Annotated in this window: 14 protein-coding genes and 2 riboswitches; of the genes, 2 read left to right on the top strand and 12 right to left on the bottom strand. The window is 31.5% G+C overall.

Annotated elements, in window-relative coordinates; all coding sequences use genetic code 11:
* Positions 1-51: 51 nt before the first annotated feature.
* From sufU to CKL_RS04035, 11 genes are all read right to left on the bottom strand, one after another.
* Positions 52-492, bottom strand: coding sequence for a Fe-S cluster assembly sulfur transfer protein SufU (sufU, locus tag CKL_RS04080; RefSeq protein ID WP_011989400.1), 441 nt, complete (start codon positions 490-492; stop codon positions 52-54).
* Entirely contained in the window at positions 479-1,741 is a 1,263-nt protein-coding gene (locus CKL_RS04075) for a cysteine desulfurase (RefSeq protein ID WP_011989399.1), read from the bottom strand. Before CKL_RS04075 ends, sufU begins: the two co-directional genes overlap by 14 nt.
* A complete protein-coding gene (gene sufD, locus CKL_RS04070; RefSeq protein WP_011989398.1) occupies positions 1,741-2,895 on the bottom strand; it encodes a Fe-S cluster assembly protein SufD in 1,155 nt (384 codons plus the stop codon). Before sufD ends, CKL_RS04075 begins: the two co-directional genes overlap by 1 nt.
* A 16-nt stretch (positions 2,896-2,911) precedes the next feature.
* On the bottom strand, positions 2,912-4,318 hold the full coding sequence (gene sufB / locus CKL_RS04065; protein WP_011989397.1) for a Fe-S cluster assembly protein SufB: 1,407 nt from the start codon (positions 4,316-4,318) through the stop codon (positions 2,912-2,914).
* A 29-nt stretch (positions 4,319-4,347) separates the two neighbouring features.
* A complete protein-coding gene (gene sufC, locus CKL_RS04060; RefSeq protein ID WP_011989396.1) occupies positions 4,348-5,094 on the bottom strand; it encodes a Fe-S cluster assembly ATPase SufC in 747 nt (248 codons plus the stop codon).
* A gap of 166 nt (positions 5,095-5,260) precedes the next feature.
* Entirely contained in the window at positions 5,261-5,419 is a 159-nt protein-coding gene (locus CKL_RS19695; protein ID WP_081427957.1) for a YezD family protein, read from the bottom strand.
* A 126-nt stretch (positions 5,420-5,545) separates the two neighbouring features.
* A riboswitch (SAM riboswitch) is annotated at positions 5,546-5,653 on the bottom strand.
* Between the two features lie 131 nt (positions 5,654-5,784).
* Positions 5,785-7,113 (bottom strand): nitrogenase component 1, encoded by a 1,329-nt coding sequence (locus CKL_RS04055; RefSeq protein WP_011989394.1) that lies wholly within the window; start codon positions 7,111-7,113, stop codon positions 5,785-5,787.
* Positions 7,113-8,579, bottom strand: a complete 1,467-nt coding sequence (locus CKL_RS04050) for a nitrogenase component 1 (RefSeq protein WP_011989393.1) — start codon at positions 8,577-8,579, stop codon at positions 7,113-7,115. The genes CKL_RS04055 and CKL_RS04050 overlap by 1 nt, the downstream gene beginning before the upstream one ends.
* A 384-nt stretch (positions 8,580-8,963) precedes the next feature.
* Positions 8,964-9,788, bottom strand: coding sequence for a MetQ/NlpA family ABC transporter substrate-binding protein (locus tag CKL_RS04045; RefSeq protein ID WP_011989392.1), 825 nt, complete (start codon positions 9,786-9,788; stop codon positions 8,964-8,966).
* Positions 9,789-9,813: 25 nt separating this feature from the next.
* A complete protein-coding gene (locus tag CKL_RS04040) occupies positions 9,814-10,482 on the bottom strand; it encodes a methionine ABC transporter permease (protein WP_011989391.1) in 669 nt (222 codons plus the stop codon).
* A complete protein-coding gene (locus CKL_RS04035; RefSeq protein WP_011989390.1) occupies positions 10,479-11,258 on the bottom strand; it encodes a methionine ABC transporter ATP-binding protein in 780 nt (259 codons plus the stop codon). The genes CKL_RS04040 and CKL_RS04035 overlap by 4 nt, the downstream gene beginning before the upstream one ends.
* A 203-nt stretch (positions 11,259-11,461) precedes the next feature.
* Positions 11,462-11,566, bottom strand: a riboswitch (SAM riboswitch).
* A gap of 234 nt (positions 11,567-11,800) precedes the next feature.
* On the opposite strand from CKL_RS04035, the gene CKL_RS04030 reads away from it, so the two are divergent.
* Positions 11,801-12,418 carry an acetate uptake transporter gene (locus tag CKL_RS04030; protein ID WP_011989389.1) on the top strand — a complete coding sequence of 206 codons (618 nt, stop codon included), beginning with the start codon at positions 11,801-11,803 and terminating at the stop codon, positions 12,416-12,418.
* 49 nt (positions 12,419-12,467) lie between these two features.
* On the opposite strand, the gene CKL_RS04025 is transcribed toward CKL_RS04030, so the two are convergent.
* Positions 12,468-13,625 (bottom strand): DUF4317 domain-containing protein, encoded by a 1,158-nt coding sequence (locus CKL_RS04025; protein ID WP_011989388.1) that lies wholly within the window; start codon positions 13,623-13,625, stop codon positions 12,468-12,470.
* Between the two features lie 460 nt (positions 13,626-14,085).
* On the opposite strand from CKL_RS04025, the gene CKL_RS04020 reads away from it, so the two are divergent.
* On the top strand, positions 14,086-15,378 hold the full coding sequence (locus tag CKL_RS04020; RefSeq protein ID WP_011989387.1) for an FxLYD domain-containing protein: 1,293 nt from the start codon (positions 14,086-14,088) through the stop codon (positions 15,376-15,378).
* The last annotated feature ends 5 nt before the right edge of the window (positions 15,379-15,383 follow it).

Raw genomic sequence — 15,383 nt, 5'->3', positions numbered from 1 at the left:
AAAATCTCCCACCTAAAAAAATACTGATTTTAGGGTAGGAGATTTATTTTTTTAAACTACTTTTCTATTTTTTATAGCTTCTTCTAAAGTATGCCATGCAAGCACTGCACATTTTACTCTGCCAGGCAAGGTAGATATATTTTTAAGGGCAATGGCATCTTCTAGTTTTTCTAATTCTTTCTCATCAGTAACTTCTTTCTTTATCATTCCTATAAAGAGATTTACATAATCTATAGCTTCATCAATAGTTTTACCTTTTACCAAATCTATCATCATAGATGTAGAAGCCTGAGATATAGCACATCCACTGCCTTCATAGGCCAAATCACTTATTACATCTCCATTAAATTTTAATAAAAGAGTTATATCATCTCCACAGCTGGGATTATGTCCTCTCTCTTTTACATCTGCATCTTTTATATATCTTTTATTTGTAGTATCTTGATTATGTTCTGTTATTATTTCTGAGTATATCATATTAAGATCGTCCATATCCTAACCACTTCCTTACCTGCCTAAGACCTTCTATAAATTTATCTATTTCTTCATAGGTATTATAGAAATAGAAACTAGCTCTTGAAGATGATTGTATACCTAAATATTTCATAAGGGGCTGTGCACAGTGATGTCCTGCTCTTATTGCCACTCCGTAATTATTTAATATTGTTGACACATCATGAGGATGCACATCTTTTACATTGAAGGAAATAATTCCTCCCCTATGTTCTGTATCTTTAGCTCCATATACTGTAACATACTCTATTTCACTGATTTTTTCAAGTGTATATTCTGTAAGTTCTTTTTCATATGCTTCAATCTTATCAAGTCCTATTGAATTTAAATAATCAATAGCTGCTCCAATAGACACAGCTCCTTCTACATTTTGAGTTCCTGCTTCAAACTTATATGGAAGTTCTGCAAAAGTAGCTTCCTGTTCTGTGACATATTCTATCATATCCCCTCCTCTTAAAAAAGGCGGCATTTTTAGCAGAAGTTCTTCTTTTCCATAAAGTACTCCAATCCCCATGGAAGACAACATTTTATGACCTGAGAACACAAAAAAATCTACATCAATATCACACACATCTACTTTCATATGGGGGGCACTCTGGGCTCCATCCACTATAACCACAGCTCCTTTTTCATGAGCATATTTTGCAATTTCTTTAACTGGATATTTTGTTCCAAGTACATTGGACATCTGTGCAATGGAAACAAGCTTTGTTTTATCTGTAATTTTACTTTTATACTCTTCTTCAGTTAGTCTACCATTTTTATCAGTATACATATATTTGAGTACTGCACCTTTGGCCCTTGATATCATTTGCCAGGGAAGTATATTACTATGATGTTCTGATATAGGAATTACTATTTCATCCCCTTTGTTTATAAAATTTATACCGTAGGTATACGCTATCAAGTTGAGAGACTCTGTAGCATTTCTTGTAAATATTATTTCAGAGCATTTTTTTGCTCCTATAAATTCTCTTACTTTTTCACGGGCTCCCTCATAGGCTTCTGTGGATGTGATTCCCAAATAGTGAGCACCTCTATGAGGATTTCCATTATAATTTTCATTATAGTTTTCAACAGCTTTTATCACAGGTATTGGTTTTTGAGTTGTGGCACCATTATCTAAATATACTAAATCATTTCCATTCACTTTTATAGATAGTATAGGAAAATCCTCTCTTATTTTTTTTACATTTATATTTGTTATTTTTGCATCTAAACCATTCATTATATAATCCTCCTATTAAGTTCTTCAGATAAAAGTTTTCTCAAATTCTCCTCAGGAATTTTATCAAAAATAGGATTGAATCTGGCTTCTATTACAAGCTTTTGTGCCTCACTATAATTAAAACCTCTGCTCATTAAATAAAAAAGTTCATCTTCATCTATTTTACCAATACTGGCTGCATGTGCCCCATCTACATCCTCTTCCTCACAAAGAAGCATTGGAATAGAGTCTGTTTTCACTTCAGAATTTAAAAGAAGTACTTCTTCTATCTGTGATCCCTTGGATTCATGACATCCTTTTTTAAAATCTATATTACCTTTAAATGTCTTCTTTGCTCTATCCTTTAGAACTCCTTCTATCCACATATTACTGACACTCTTTTCACCAAAATGATTGTTAGTATAATAAATATCCTGTTTTCTATCTCCATCCACCATATAAGCTGAATAAATATTAACCTCACTATGTTCTCCTAGTAAATCGGAATTATAATTTGTAACATTTATACTACTTCCAATTTCTATGGTTATCCAATTTATTTTTGCGCTTTTCTTTAAAAGCGCCATATTCCAATCGAAATGAAAGGATTTATTATTCATCCTTTGAACTTTTATAACATTCACCTCTGCCCCATCTTTTGCAATTATTTTAGTCAGTCCATTATGAAAGGCACTTATTTCTTCATTATCTGTATGATAATCTACTATAAAAGTAACCTTACTATTTGGTTCCGCTACGATTATATTATGATCTATGACCATATTATTATCTTTATCCAAATTAAAATCAAGCCTCACATTTGAATGCAGAATCCTATTTTGGGGAACTTTTATAAATACCCCTGAATTAAACATCTCTTCTCCCAAGTTTACAAAATCTCCACATAATAAAGCTGCTTTTTTAAAACTGGGATAATCATGAAAATATTCATTTTTTATTCCTTTATTCATAGGCATTATAACATCATCTTTAAAATCTTCAATTTTATAATTTATATAATCCTTATTATAAGGGTTTATTTTGGAAAGTCTACAATTTTTAATGTGGAAATTATTTAGTCCAAGATATTTCCATGTGGGAACATAGGCTAAATTCAGCTTAAAGTCCCTTTTATCCTGAAATATAACTTCTTTGTCTTTGTTTTCATTGAACATCCTACTACATACCTCCTTATCCTATAGTTCCCTTTAACTCTACCTTAATCAAATTATTCATCTCTACAGCATACTCAAGTGGAAGTTCTTTCGCTATAGGTTCTACAAAACCTGTGACTATCATACCCTTTGCTTCTTCCTCTGTGAGTCCTCTACTCATAAGATAAAAAATAGCATCCTCACTTATTCTTCCTATTTTAGCTTCATGTCCTATGTCTACATTATTATTGGATACATTTATAACAGGTATGGTATCTGATCTGGACTTACTATCCAACATGAGTGATTCACAAGATACACTTGATTTTGAGTTAACTGCATTTTTTGTAGAACTTAAAAGTCCTCTATAAATAGCAACACCTCCATCTTTAGATATGGACTTTGAATTTACAGTAGATGTAGTATTTGGCGCTGCATGAACTACCTTTGAACCTGTATCTAAATACTGATTAGCACCTGCAAAAGTTATCCCTGTAAAGTCACATTTTGCCCCTTCGCCTTTTAATATACTCATAGGATACAGCATTGACACTTTAGAGCCAAAGGAGCCTGTTACCCATTCTATATGACCATTTTTATCTACTATTGCCCTTTTTGTATTTAAATTATACATATTTCTGGACCAATTCTCTATGGTACTATACTTTAATGAAGCTCCTTCTCTTATATAAACTTCTACACAACCTGCATGTAGATTATTCACATAATATTTAGGTGCAGAGCAGCCCTCTATATAATGAATTTTCGCTCCTTTTTCAACTATTATAAGGGTATGTTCAAATTGTCCCGCTCCTGGGGCATTTAACCTAAAATAAGATTGAATCGGAATATCAACCTGCACTCCCTGTGGAACATATACAAAAGATCCACCAGACCAGACCGCTCCATGAAGTGCAGCAAATTTATGATCCGTTGGAGGTACAAGTTTCATAAAATGAGGTCTGACCAATTCTTCATAATCTCTTATGGCTGTTTCCATATCCATATATAGTACACCTTGTTTTTTCAAATCCTCACTTACATTATGGTAAACAACTTCAGAATCATATTGAGCACCCACTCCTGCTAGTGATTTTTGCTCTGCTTTAGGTATACCCAGCAAATCAAAAGTATTTTTTATATCCTTAGGAACATCTCTCCAATTATGTTTTATGTCAGTATCTGGTCTTACATAGGCAACTATATTATCCATATTTAGATCTGTTAAATCAGGTCCCCAAGATGGCATTGACATATTATCATATATCTCCAAAGCCTTAAGCCTAAATTCCCTCATCCAAGCTGGATCATTTTTTTCATGAGATATTTCCTCTATTATCTCCTTTGTAAGCCCTCTATCCGTTTTATAAACAGATTTATCTTTGTTCTTTACATCATAAATACTTCTTATTATATCTTTTATATAAGTCTTATTTTTTTTCAACAGGATCACCTCTCTTATTAAGCAGTAAACTATACCAAAGACTTAAATTTATCATATCCGCTTTTCTCTATTTCTTCAGCTAAAGATGCATTCCCAGTCTCAACTATTTTTCCATCTACAAGTATATGGACATAATCTGGTTTTAAATACTCTAAAATACTATTATGATGGGTAATTATAAGTATAGAATTCTCATTTGTTATAAGCTTGCTTACTCCTTCTGATACTATTTTCACTGCATCTATATCAAGTCCCGAATCCGTTTCGTCTAGCATAGCGAGTTTTGGTTCAAGTACCGCCATCTGAAGTATTTCATTTTTTTTCTTTTCTCCACCAGAAAATCCTACATTTAAATATCTTCTAGTATAACTTTCATCTATTCTTAAAAGTTCTAATTTTTCCTTCAAAATTTTTCTAAATGCCAAAATGCCTATTTTCTTTTTAGAAACTGAGATTTTTGCGCTTCTTAAGAAATTTTCCACAGTTATACCTGGTATCTCCTGTGGATATTGAAAAGACATAAAGATTCCACACCTTGCCCTTTCATTTACTTTTAAGTCACTGATAGACTTTCCTTCAAATATTATATCTCCTGCTGTCATATTATATTTAGGATGGCCCATAATAGTATTTACAAGTGTAGATTTTCCCGCACCATTTGGCCCCATTATGGCATGAACTTTACCTTTACCAACTTCTAAGTTTACTCCCTTTAATATCTCTTTATCTTCAACCTTTACTTTTAAATTGTTTATTTCTAATAATTTATTTGACATTTTATCTCTCCTTTAAATCCGAGTATTTGACTCATATTTAAATATAAAAAAAATCAGCCACAAAGTTACTCCGGCAATTAAACAGGGTAATACCCGACCTAAATGCTCAACATTGTTTCTGATTATATTTTACTCTTTATTTAGACGATAATCAACAAATACCCTTTTATTTAAGTCTTATTTTTTCTTTAGTTTCCACTTGAATCACTATCCCATCTTGAATTACCAAAGTTATTGATCCATAGCTTATATTTTTCAATGACTCAATTATTTTTCTTATATATTCTTCCGAAATCTGATTTTTCCTTTCAATTTTTTTCTCCATTTTTATATTGTACCCCCTTTTATACAATCTTATTAATATAAAAATCAAAAACCCTCTTCCAAACAAGAAGAGGGTTGTATATCATGATTAAGATATAAAAGAATCGACCTTAAAGGTTTTTTCTTTACCTCATCTTCCAGAACTATGTTCTGATGGACTTAGCACCTTACATAAAATTAAAATGTGGTTGCTGAAACTTCATCGGGCCATTCCCTAAGTTTCTCTTGATAAGGATATTCATTAAATTTTTGAATTATTACCTATATAAGTTTCATTATATTATATTAAACTTTACGATGTCAATAAAATTGAAATAATTTTTTAGTAAATAAATCAGATTTGTGCTACATAAATTTTATATACCACTATTTATAAGTCTCCAGTATATTACTGTATATATCCTCCGTCAAAGTTAATCCTCCGTTATATCCCACATAAGTTCTATTTAGCACTAACCTATGCTTCACTGGCAGAGATATATTTATTCCAAATCCATTTAATTCTGACACTATATCTCTATCCCATGAACTCCCTAAAATCAGAGGAGTATGATTGCCATATTCATATTTTCTCAACCTTTGATGTATTTTTCCTCCATCTACTTCAAATATTACTTTAGCAGAAGTGCTATTTGAGAGATGTTCAAATTCATGCTCTATGCTTTTTCTATATTGCTCAGGAGTATCATCTGTAATATATTGTTCTCCTGGAACAATACCTAATTCATTGGTTAAAAATTTACTAATTCCAAGGGCATAAAAAGAATCTGTTATATTAGAAAATCTATCTGCCACACTATATCTGAATTCTATAAAAAAGTCTATTGATCTATCAATATAATAGTAAAATCTCTCTTCTTCCTCATTTATAAAAGCTTCCGCCTTTTCTTTATCAAGCTTAGCAAAATCCCCCACAGTTCTTAAAAATTTACTAGTTTCCTTTGCACCTATAGGCAAAATTGGATAATGCAAATAAGGAGTACCATACTTTTTCTCTAATAATTTAGCAGTATTTAAACCCACCCAAGGTGATAAAACTAAATTAAACTGTGCTTGTGGTATTGTTTCCCACTCACTGACGCCGCCGGACTCTGTACCAAAAAGTATATTCACTTTTAGCCCTATTCCTTCAAGTAATTTCTTTACCTCGCTTAAATTTCCACACCAAAATGTATCCTGATAGGGAAGTACAGACCACACATTTACTAATCCCATTTCTTTTTTTACTGGTTTTTCACCTACAAACTGATTTATAATGGCTTCAATAACTAACTCATGACCCTTAAAGTTACTTCCTTTAAAACCTGCTGTCTCTGCATAAACTATAGGTATGCCTTTATCTTTATATTCACTTACTACTTGCCCTACATCATCTCCTATTATATCAGAAGTACATCCTGTTAAAACTACAAACAAATCCCCTTTTAAGACCTTAAGAGTTCCATCTATTACTTGCTTTAATCTCTGCTCTCCCCCAAACACAACTTCTCTTTCCGTAGTATTTGTACAAGGCACAGAACTTCCACCAGAATAACCTACTCCTTGATATCCTGAATCAACACTAAGACCATCAAAAAGTTTAATCCCACAACCTGGCCCTGAATGAAGTATAGGAATAGCTCCTTTTATAGCTAGTACTGATTGTTGTGCACCTAATGCACAATAATGTCTAGGCTGCTCTATTATTTCATCCATCAAATATCACCTCCCAGAAAAGTATAAGGATCCTGTTTAAGCCACCAATCAGTATATGGCAACTTGGAATGTGCTGCAATATTAGTTACGAACTCTTTAGTTAAAAGTACACCTATGATTTTATCACCATAATTAAGCAATCCTTGATATCCTAATCCAAATTGCTCATCTCCCATTAAAAATGTGGGTATGCCAAGCTTTGGTCCCCAGGCAGCCATACCCCCATGACGTGCTATAAACAAATCAGGTTTTAGTCTGTTTAGTACATTCACTAACTCAAAAGGTTGTTTATTGCATACGTTGAAATTCTTAACATCTCCATAATTCTTCACTACATGAGGAAGACTTTCACTTCTAGGATCTTTATTATCACAGCAAGGATCATGATGAAATATTGCTGCACCTGCCACTTCCATATGGAGCTCCTTTAAAAGTGCTATTAAACTATGTCCATGAGCTGCACCTGCAGTAATATATACTCTTTTCCCCTTCAATTTACTTCTCAACTCCTTAAGTTTAGGGGCAATTCTTTCTCTTTCAGATTTTATCAATTCTTCAACTTCCTTTTCTTTTCCCGTTACTCTGCCAAGTTCTCTAAACCAAAGATCTGTACCCTTAAGTCCATAAGCAGGCGGTGCTTTTACTTCTGGCACTCCATACTCTTGCTCTAATCCTGCTGCTAAATATGTGCCAAGTGTAGGACATATTTGTACTGTAGCTGCAGCTTCAGATATTTTTTCAAGCTGTGCTATAGTAGAAAATGGTACAATATAATTAGGCTTTAGCCCAATTCGTCCAAATAACTCTGTAAATATATCAGTTCCCCAAAAATTAATTACATTTACTAAATCCTCCCTTTTATTAACAGGAGGCTTAACAATTTTTCTCAAAATGGCATGATATGCTGCATCAAAACCTGTTGTCCAAATTTTTGATCTAAAACCCTCACAAGCTACGAAAACTATGGGTATCCCCAATTCTTTTTCCGCTTCATTGGTTACTACTTCTACATCATCCCCTATAATTCCCGAGGCACAGGAAGTAGTAACAAAAATTGCATTAGGCTTGAATCTTTTATAAGCTTCTTTTATAGTTTTTCTTAATTTTTCCTCTCCACCATATATAGTATCCTTTTCAGTTAAATTTGTATTCAATAGTCTTGCATTTCTTAATGGAAGATTCCTTTTAATCTGTCCTACTCTGTTAGTAAAATTAAAATCAGGTAAATCCGCACAACATCCTATTGGAGCATGATTTATTACCACAGAATCCTGTATCATAATAAGCTGACACAGTGAATAACCTGAATTACATCCTAAACATTGGCTAAAAGAGCGCCTTCTATCACATAATCTTTTACCTTTAGATCTATTACAAAGCTCTCTAGCAGTTCCTGCAAAGCCAGTAATAGAACCTAATCTAGATTCTCTAATTTCAACCTCTGGGGATTTTATATTAATACCCAAGAATATACCTCCTTTATAATTATCATTTAACCTTTTACATATTTATATGAATCCAAATACTATGAGGAAATTTTGCTTTACAAAACATAAAGTTTAGTCTCCAGTATACTGGTCAACTAAACATCCAAATTATACATACTCTTTAAATAATATAGTTTGTAATCATCAAGTAATTCTTAGGTTCAGATGGAGCTTGCTATAGAAAAATGCTTATCTCCAGTTGAACCTTAGAAGAACTTATCCATGCGCATTAGACGTGCTTATCTCCAACCTTGAAGAGGATGGGAGTATTAGCTAATTCTAGCCCTCTGATAAATTGCATTGATACATAGAATATGAAAAAATATAGATTCTTTTCAAGCGGCATCTCCCTTTCTAATTATTTTAAAAAGCCGGCACTACTGCAACTCCATATTTGCTTTTTATGAAGTTTTTTACATCTTCTGAATTCAGCTTTGCCACTATGGCTTTAATTTCTTTTTTATTTTCATCACCCTTTCTTACAACAATTACATTTGCATAAGGTGAATTGCTGCCTTCTCTAAATAGTGCTTTATTTGGATCCATTTTAGCTTCTAATACAAGATTTGTATTTATTATGGAGCCATCTACATCCGGCAATACCCTTGGAAGCTGAGCTGCATCAACTTCTACAAATTCCAGATTTTTAGGATTATCTGCAATATCTGAAGGCGTAGCATTATAATTAGATATTCCGGATTTTAATTTAATAAGTTTTTCAGCTTCAAGAAGAGCCAAAGCTCTGTATTCATTTGAAGGATTATTAGGTATAGCAATCTTGGCGCCCTCTTTAAGTTCATCTTTAGATTTAATTTTATCAGAATAAAAACCTATGGGTTCCACATGAACTTTTCCAGCCACTGCAAAATTATATCCTTTTTCTTTAGCTACAGACTCTAAATAAGGTACATGTTGAAAATAATTCGCATCTATTTGTTTTTCCTGTAAAGCTGGATTTAACTCATCTTCGCTATCTAAAACAACAACTTGTAAATCTATCCCCTCTTTTGCCAGTGCAGGTTTTATATGATTCAATATTTCTGCATGGGGCACTGCCGCTGCTCCTATTTTAACTACAACCTTATCACTTTTACTGTCTGCACTTTTTGAGTCACTCCCATTGCTGCAGCCCGAAAATAATCCTACAGCCAACGCCAAAACTAAAAATATTATACTTTTTCTCTTCATATTGATTTATCCCCCTTAAAAATAATCAATCAAATTTATATCTCTTTTTATTTACATGTTTAGAAATACGATCTCCTGAAAACTGTATAAACTGTACTAAAAAAATTAATAATATTACTGTAACTATCATTATATCCTCACGAAATCTCTGATAACCAAAACGTATTGCCAGACTTCCTAATCCCCCTGCACCTATAACCCCAGCTATAGCAGTAAATTCAATAATAGATATAATTGAAATTGTAATTCCCTTTATAAGGGAAGGAAGTGCCTCCGGTATTAAAACCTTTGATATAATCTGAAATGGTTTTGCTCCCATAGATAATGCTGCTTCAATTTTTCCCCATTCTACTTGTTCTATAGATGTCTCAATAATTCTAGCCAAAAGAGGTGATATTCCTATGGATATAGGTACAATAGCCGCCTTCATACCAAGTGTAGTCCCTACAATTAACCTAGCTAAGGGCAGTAAAACTACAATTAATATTATAGACGGAAGAGATCTTATTGCATTTACTATAGTAGCTAATATCTTATTTAACCTTTCATTCTCCAAAATATGTCCTTTTCTAGTAACAACAAGAATAATTCCAAGTGGCATTCCTATAAGTAAAGCTATACTGCCAGCTATAATCACCATTTCTATAGTTTCCGATAATCCCTTTAGAACAAATATTTTAAAATCATCAATCATATTACCCCCCCTCCAGCGCATTCCGAATTCACACTGAGATTTGCCATTATTTTAACAAATTTTTTTGCAGTATTACTTTTAGGATTCAAAAATACTGAATTTGTGCTTCCTGTTTCTACGATACTGCCGTTTTCAATTACTGCCATATTATTGCATATATATTTAATAACATCTAATTCATGAGTTATAAGTAATATAGTTAAATTCAATTTTTTATTTATATCTCTTAAAAGTTCCAATATAGAATAGGTAGTTTGTGGATCTAAAGCAGAAGTAGCTTCATCACTTAATAAAACATCTGGTTCATTAGCTAGAGCCCTTGCTATACCTACTCTTTGCTTTTGACCTCCACTTAGTTGTGCAGGATAAAAGTCTACTTTATCACTTAGTTCCACTAAATTTAATATTTCATACACTCTATTTTTTATTTTTTCTTCAGAGTAACCAGCTATTTTTAAAGGGAACGCTACATTTTTATATACATTCATTGAATCAAATAAATTAAAATCTTGAAATATCATTCCAATTTTTTTTCTGGCTTCTCTAAGCTCAGCTTTATTCATAGCCACAATATCGTTATTTCCAATAAATATACTTCCAGAAGTAGGTTCTTCAAGTCTGTTCAAGCATCGTATCATAGTAGACTTTCCAGCCCCACTAAATCCTATAATGCCAAAAATATCTCCTTTTTCAACTTTAAGATTTATATCCTTTAAAACTTCAACTTTACCCTTAGATGTATTAAATGTTTTATTTAAATTTCTTATATCTATCATATAATCGGTCTTTACCCCCTTACACCCAGCATTCACCTATATACTTCTTATTTTAATTTAAATAAATATATCAAAACAAAAAAGACTAAATCTTATACTTTATAAAGTTAAGATTCAGTCTCCAGTTTTTCTGGTCAACTTTTAGATTGATTAAATTATAAAAACTCAGGGGGTAAATCCCTGAGTCTACATCCTCAATGATTACCTCATCTTTCAGCTACAATGCTGCAGGATTTAGCACCAATACATTACATAATGCTGGTTGCCGGACTTCATAGGGCCTTTCCCTCCGCCTCTCTTAATAAGTTATGATATTTAATATTGTAGTAATTAGTATATCAGTGCTTAGATATATTGTCAATATTTTTATAATATAAAATTTAACAACTTTTAATTTACTGAAAATAGAATAATTTTATTTATCTTTGGGCAAAAAAAATTAAATTCATAAAATTTCAAAATTTACTTTACAAATGCATTTTTTTTTGATAAATTATTTATGTGAAATAATTCACAAATATAACTTATAAGGGGGACTTATCATGAATTCAAATGAAATTCAACACATCAAAATCGCTAACTGTGATCCATCCGCATTGGGGCTATTTGGACTTGCTGTTGTAACTTTAGTAGCTTCCTCTCAGAAACTTGGCATCACTGAAGGCACTTCTTTTGTAATTCCCTGGGCAATATTTTTAGGTGGCTTTGCTCAATTATTTGCTTGTATTAATGATTCCAAAAGGCAAAATACTTTCGGCACAACAGCTTTTGGAGCTTTTGCACTATTCTGGTTTGCAGTAGGTATGTCATGGATGATTAACGCCGGTACATTTGGACAAGGTCTTGCAGAGGCAGTAGATCCAAAACAGCTAGGTTTTGCATTTATAGCATATTTAATATTCACCATATTTATGACCATAGGTGCAGCTGAGACTAACAAGGTATTATTTTCAGTTTTCTTTTTTATAATTTTCTTATTTATAGGACTGTCACTCAATTCTTTTGACATTTTGCCAGAGTTTTCCCATAAGCTGGCAGGAATTGCAGAATTATTGGCATCACTTACAGCTTTTTACGGTTCTGCTGCTGCTGTATTAAATCCTCACTTTGGAAGAGAATTCTTACCTATAGGAAAACCTTTTGGTATATTTAAAAAATAACATTATAATTAAGTTTACAAAAGGATGTATATTTAAAAATACATCCTTTTTAAATATATTCTTCTATTTTCTCTGTTTCCAGATTGAATCCATCTATAACCATATCCTCCTTAAGTTCTATTAGCAAACATTTCTTCCCAAATCTGTTCACTACCTGTTTTACAGCGCTTAAATCTCTTGGACTTATTGTTATATTAGTATTTTCATTTTCTATCTTTATAGATTTACTCTTAAAATCCGGTATTACATTTCTAACCTTAAATTCATAATCTCCGCCACACACTTCTTCAAAAGCGCTTTTAACTACTCCTGTATTTTCAACTCCACTTTCCTCTAACAATCTAGTTACTTCATTTATATCTAAAATAGGCTCTTCTTCCTCACCTTCAAATTTTTCATTTATCCTTTCGTATATATCCTGAACTATGTCGGGCTTTATTTTTCCTCCTAATGAAGTTCCTAAAATAGCATTAAAGTTTTCCTTTTCCTCTAAAGCTGTAGGTTTAATATTACACTCTAATATTTTTTCTACAAAAATATTGTTTATATTCTTTGATTTTGAAGAATAATAAATTATCCTATTTACATCTACATATTGAAGTGTAAAGCTTGGAAACATAAATCCTTCTATAGGGGAATTTAAATTTATAATCATGTCTAATGCAGAATTAGGTTTAAATCTCATCTCCGCATAATCAAATTTTAACATCCTTTTAGGTATTTCTACCTTATTTACACTACATAATATAATATCAATAGCTTGTACATATTCATATAAAGATTCCTTTTCTCTCTTATCAGAACTATAATATTCTGCTTTTGTAAAACTTATAACTACATCCGTATCATAATTATAATTTTCACAAATTTTATTCACTATTTTATCTACATATTCATTTATTCTTTCCTTTGAATTTAAAGCTCCATATAATACATGCTGTGTATTTTCCTCTGATTCTTCTTCACTCATATTTTTAAAATCCAATTCAAATATTTTAGAATCAAGATTTCCTGTAAGCACTTTCTTAAAATTATTTAAATAAAGCTCTCTCTTTTCCACTTCCATCATTTCAAAATATTCCAGTTCTCCTGTTATTACTTCTCCATTATCTTTTTTCAAATAAACACTATAAACTTCTTTAATCTTAAGCATATAACTTCCTAATTTAAATTCTTTCCTTATATTTGATAAATCCTTTTTATTCATAAAACCTCTCTCCACTCTATTTAAATCAAGTAATTCCTGAGTTCAGGTGAAATTTGCATATGGAGAGATGATTGCCTCCATATGAACCTTATTAACAGTATTCTTAGTGTCTTTAGCACTTAGAATACGTTATCCTTTAGGGGAAGAACTTGTAAAGGCATGCAGCAGTACTTATCTCCCTTTAAGAAGATGTAAATATTAGGTAATCGCCGCCTTCACATAAAAATAATATTTGTTTTACCTTTTGTACATTTATACATATTTTACCATAGCATAATTTAATTTACCAGTACATTTTATCATAATATTACATCAAAAATGATTTTTAGATTAAAAATATAATATAATAAGCACTCACTGTAAAGAATTACTATAGTGCAAACATAGAATTTTTGGTACAATATACATACGCTAGGTAGAACTTTATATATTAATACAAAATTTAAGGAGAAATAATACTATGTTTTGTTATAACTGTAAAATAGAAGTGTCCGATAATGCCGTTTTTTGCCATAAATGTGGTGCTAGATTAAAAAGAGAAGACACTGAAATAAATTCAAACAGTGATACCATTCAAGTTTATAAAATTAACGAAATTTTAAAAAATACTGTAGAAAATAGTCAGGTAAAAACTTTACCTCCCATTAAAACTACTTCTAAAAAAAATAACTCTAATAAAAATGGCAATAAGATATATTCCAAATTTTCTTTTTATAAAAATAAAAATATAATGCTCCCCCTTGTATCAACAATACTTATGACATTTATAACTATAGGTTATTATTTCTATGAAATAACCGTTTCAAAAAATGTAGAGAAAAATAGAGTAGATGCTGAGAATATGGCTCTTAAGGGTAATATATCGGAAGCCTATGCTAAAGTGGACAAGGCTTTGAGTTTACGCCCAAATAATAAGACTTTACAGGCAGATAAAGAATTTTTACAAGATGGGGAAAATATAAATTCACACATAAATATAGTGGACAACTATATTAAAAAGAAGAATTACATACAGGCTTTTAATGAATTAGATAAAGCAAACGATTTAATATATAATAAACAGGGAGCTTTTTACTCTTTATTGAACAAAACTATAGAAAATAAAAGAATGGCTGTAACTGTAATACAAATAAAAAGTGAAATGAATAATGAAAGCAGTATAGATGATCTAGCAGATCTTCTTACTAAGATATCAAATTATACCATACAAGAAGCAAAAGATACTGCAAATGAACTTCGGAATAGAATAAGTAGTGTAGCCTATGATACTGCAAATGAATATCTTAAAAAGAATAATTTTACTTCTGCTCTTGATACCATAAACAAAGGAATAACCTACAATCCAAAGGATGAAAAGTTACTTAATTTTAAAGAAACCATAGTGGCTAAAAAAAATTCCTTTGAAAAAGCTGAGCAAAATAGAATCCAACAGGCACTGACTTCCGCTGCCACGGAAGATAAAAATAATAAGACCAATGCCGTAGAAGTGACTTCCACCTCTACCAATATAAATAAGTATGGTGATTTTGTTATCAAAGGAACTGTTAAAAATATAGCTACCAAACCCATAGGTTCCATAAAAATATACTATGACATATTTGATTCAAATAACAAAAATCTTGGCAGTGGCTCTACTTATGTATATCCTAATTACTTAGATGTAGGTGCTACAGGAAAATTTGAAAATACAGAATATAATATGTTAAAGGGACATCATATTAAAATCACAAATATAACCTGGTTTTTACAATAGGAGGT

The sequence above is a fragment of the Clostridium kluyveri DSM 555 genome (assembly GCF_000016505.1).
In the GTDB taxonomy this organism is placed as follows: domain Bacteria; phylum Bacillota; class Clostridia; order Clostridiales; family Clostridiaceae; genus Clostridium_B; species Clostridium_B kluyveri.
Note: the sequence above shows the minus strand (reverse complement) of the source record. Positions and strands in the feature narration are given on the sequence as shown.

What these genes read in the sequence shown, in the direction of transcription:
- CKL_RS04045 (WP_011989392.1), bottom strand. Translation starts at nt 9,788, where the DNA reads ATGAAGAGAAAAAGTATAATATTTTTAGTTTTGGCGTTGGCTGTAGGA.
- CKL_RS04040 (WP_011989391.1), bottom strand. Translation starts at nt 10,482, where the DNA reads ATGATTGATGATTTTAAAATATTTGTTCTAAAGGGATTATCGGAAACT.
- CKL_RS19695 (WP_081427957.1), bottom strand. Translation starts at nt 5,419, where the DNA reads ATGGAGAAAAAAATTGAAAGGAAAAATCAGATTTCGGAAGAATATATA.
- CKL_RS04020 (WP_011989387.1), top strand. Translation starts at nt 14,086, where the DNA reads ATGTTTTGTTATAACTGTAAAATAGAAGTGTCCGATAATGCCGTTTTT.
- sufU (WP_011989400.1), bottom strand. Translation starts at nt 492, where the DNA reads ATGGACGATCTTAATATGATATACTCAGAAATAATAACAGAACATAAT.
- sufC (WP_011989396.1), bottom strand. Translation starts at nt 5,094, where the DNA reads ATGTCAAATAAATTATTAGAAATAAACAATTTAAAAGTAAAGGTTGAA.
- sufD (WP_011989398.1), bottom strand. Translation starts at nt 2,895, where the DNA reads ATGTTCAATGAAAACAAAGACAAAGAAGTTATATTTCAGGATAAAAGG.
- CKL_RS04055 (WP_011989394.1), bottom strand. Translation starts at nt 7,113, where the DNA reads ATGGATGAAATAATAGAGCAGCCTAGACATTATTGTGCATTAGGTGCA.
- CKL_RS04035 (WP_011989390.1), bottom strand. Translation starts at nt 11,258, where the DNA reads ATGATAGATATAAGAAATTTAAATAAAACATTTAATACATCTAAGGGT.
- CKL_RS04025 (WP_011989388.1), bottom strand. Translation starts at nt 13,625, where the DNA reads ATGAATAAAAAGGATTTATCAAATATAAGGAAAGAATTTAAATTAGGA.
- CKL_RS04030 (WP_011989389.1), top strand. Translation starts at nt 11,801, where the DNA reads ATGAATTCAAATGAAATTCAACACATCAAAATCGCTAACTGTGATCCA.
- CKL_RS04075 (WP_011989399.1), bottom strand. Translation starts at nt 1,741, where the DNA reads ATGAATGGTTTAGATGCAAAAATAACAAATATAAATGTAAAAAAAATA.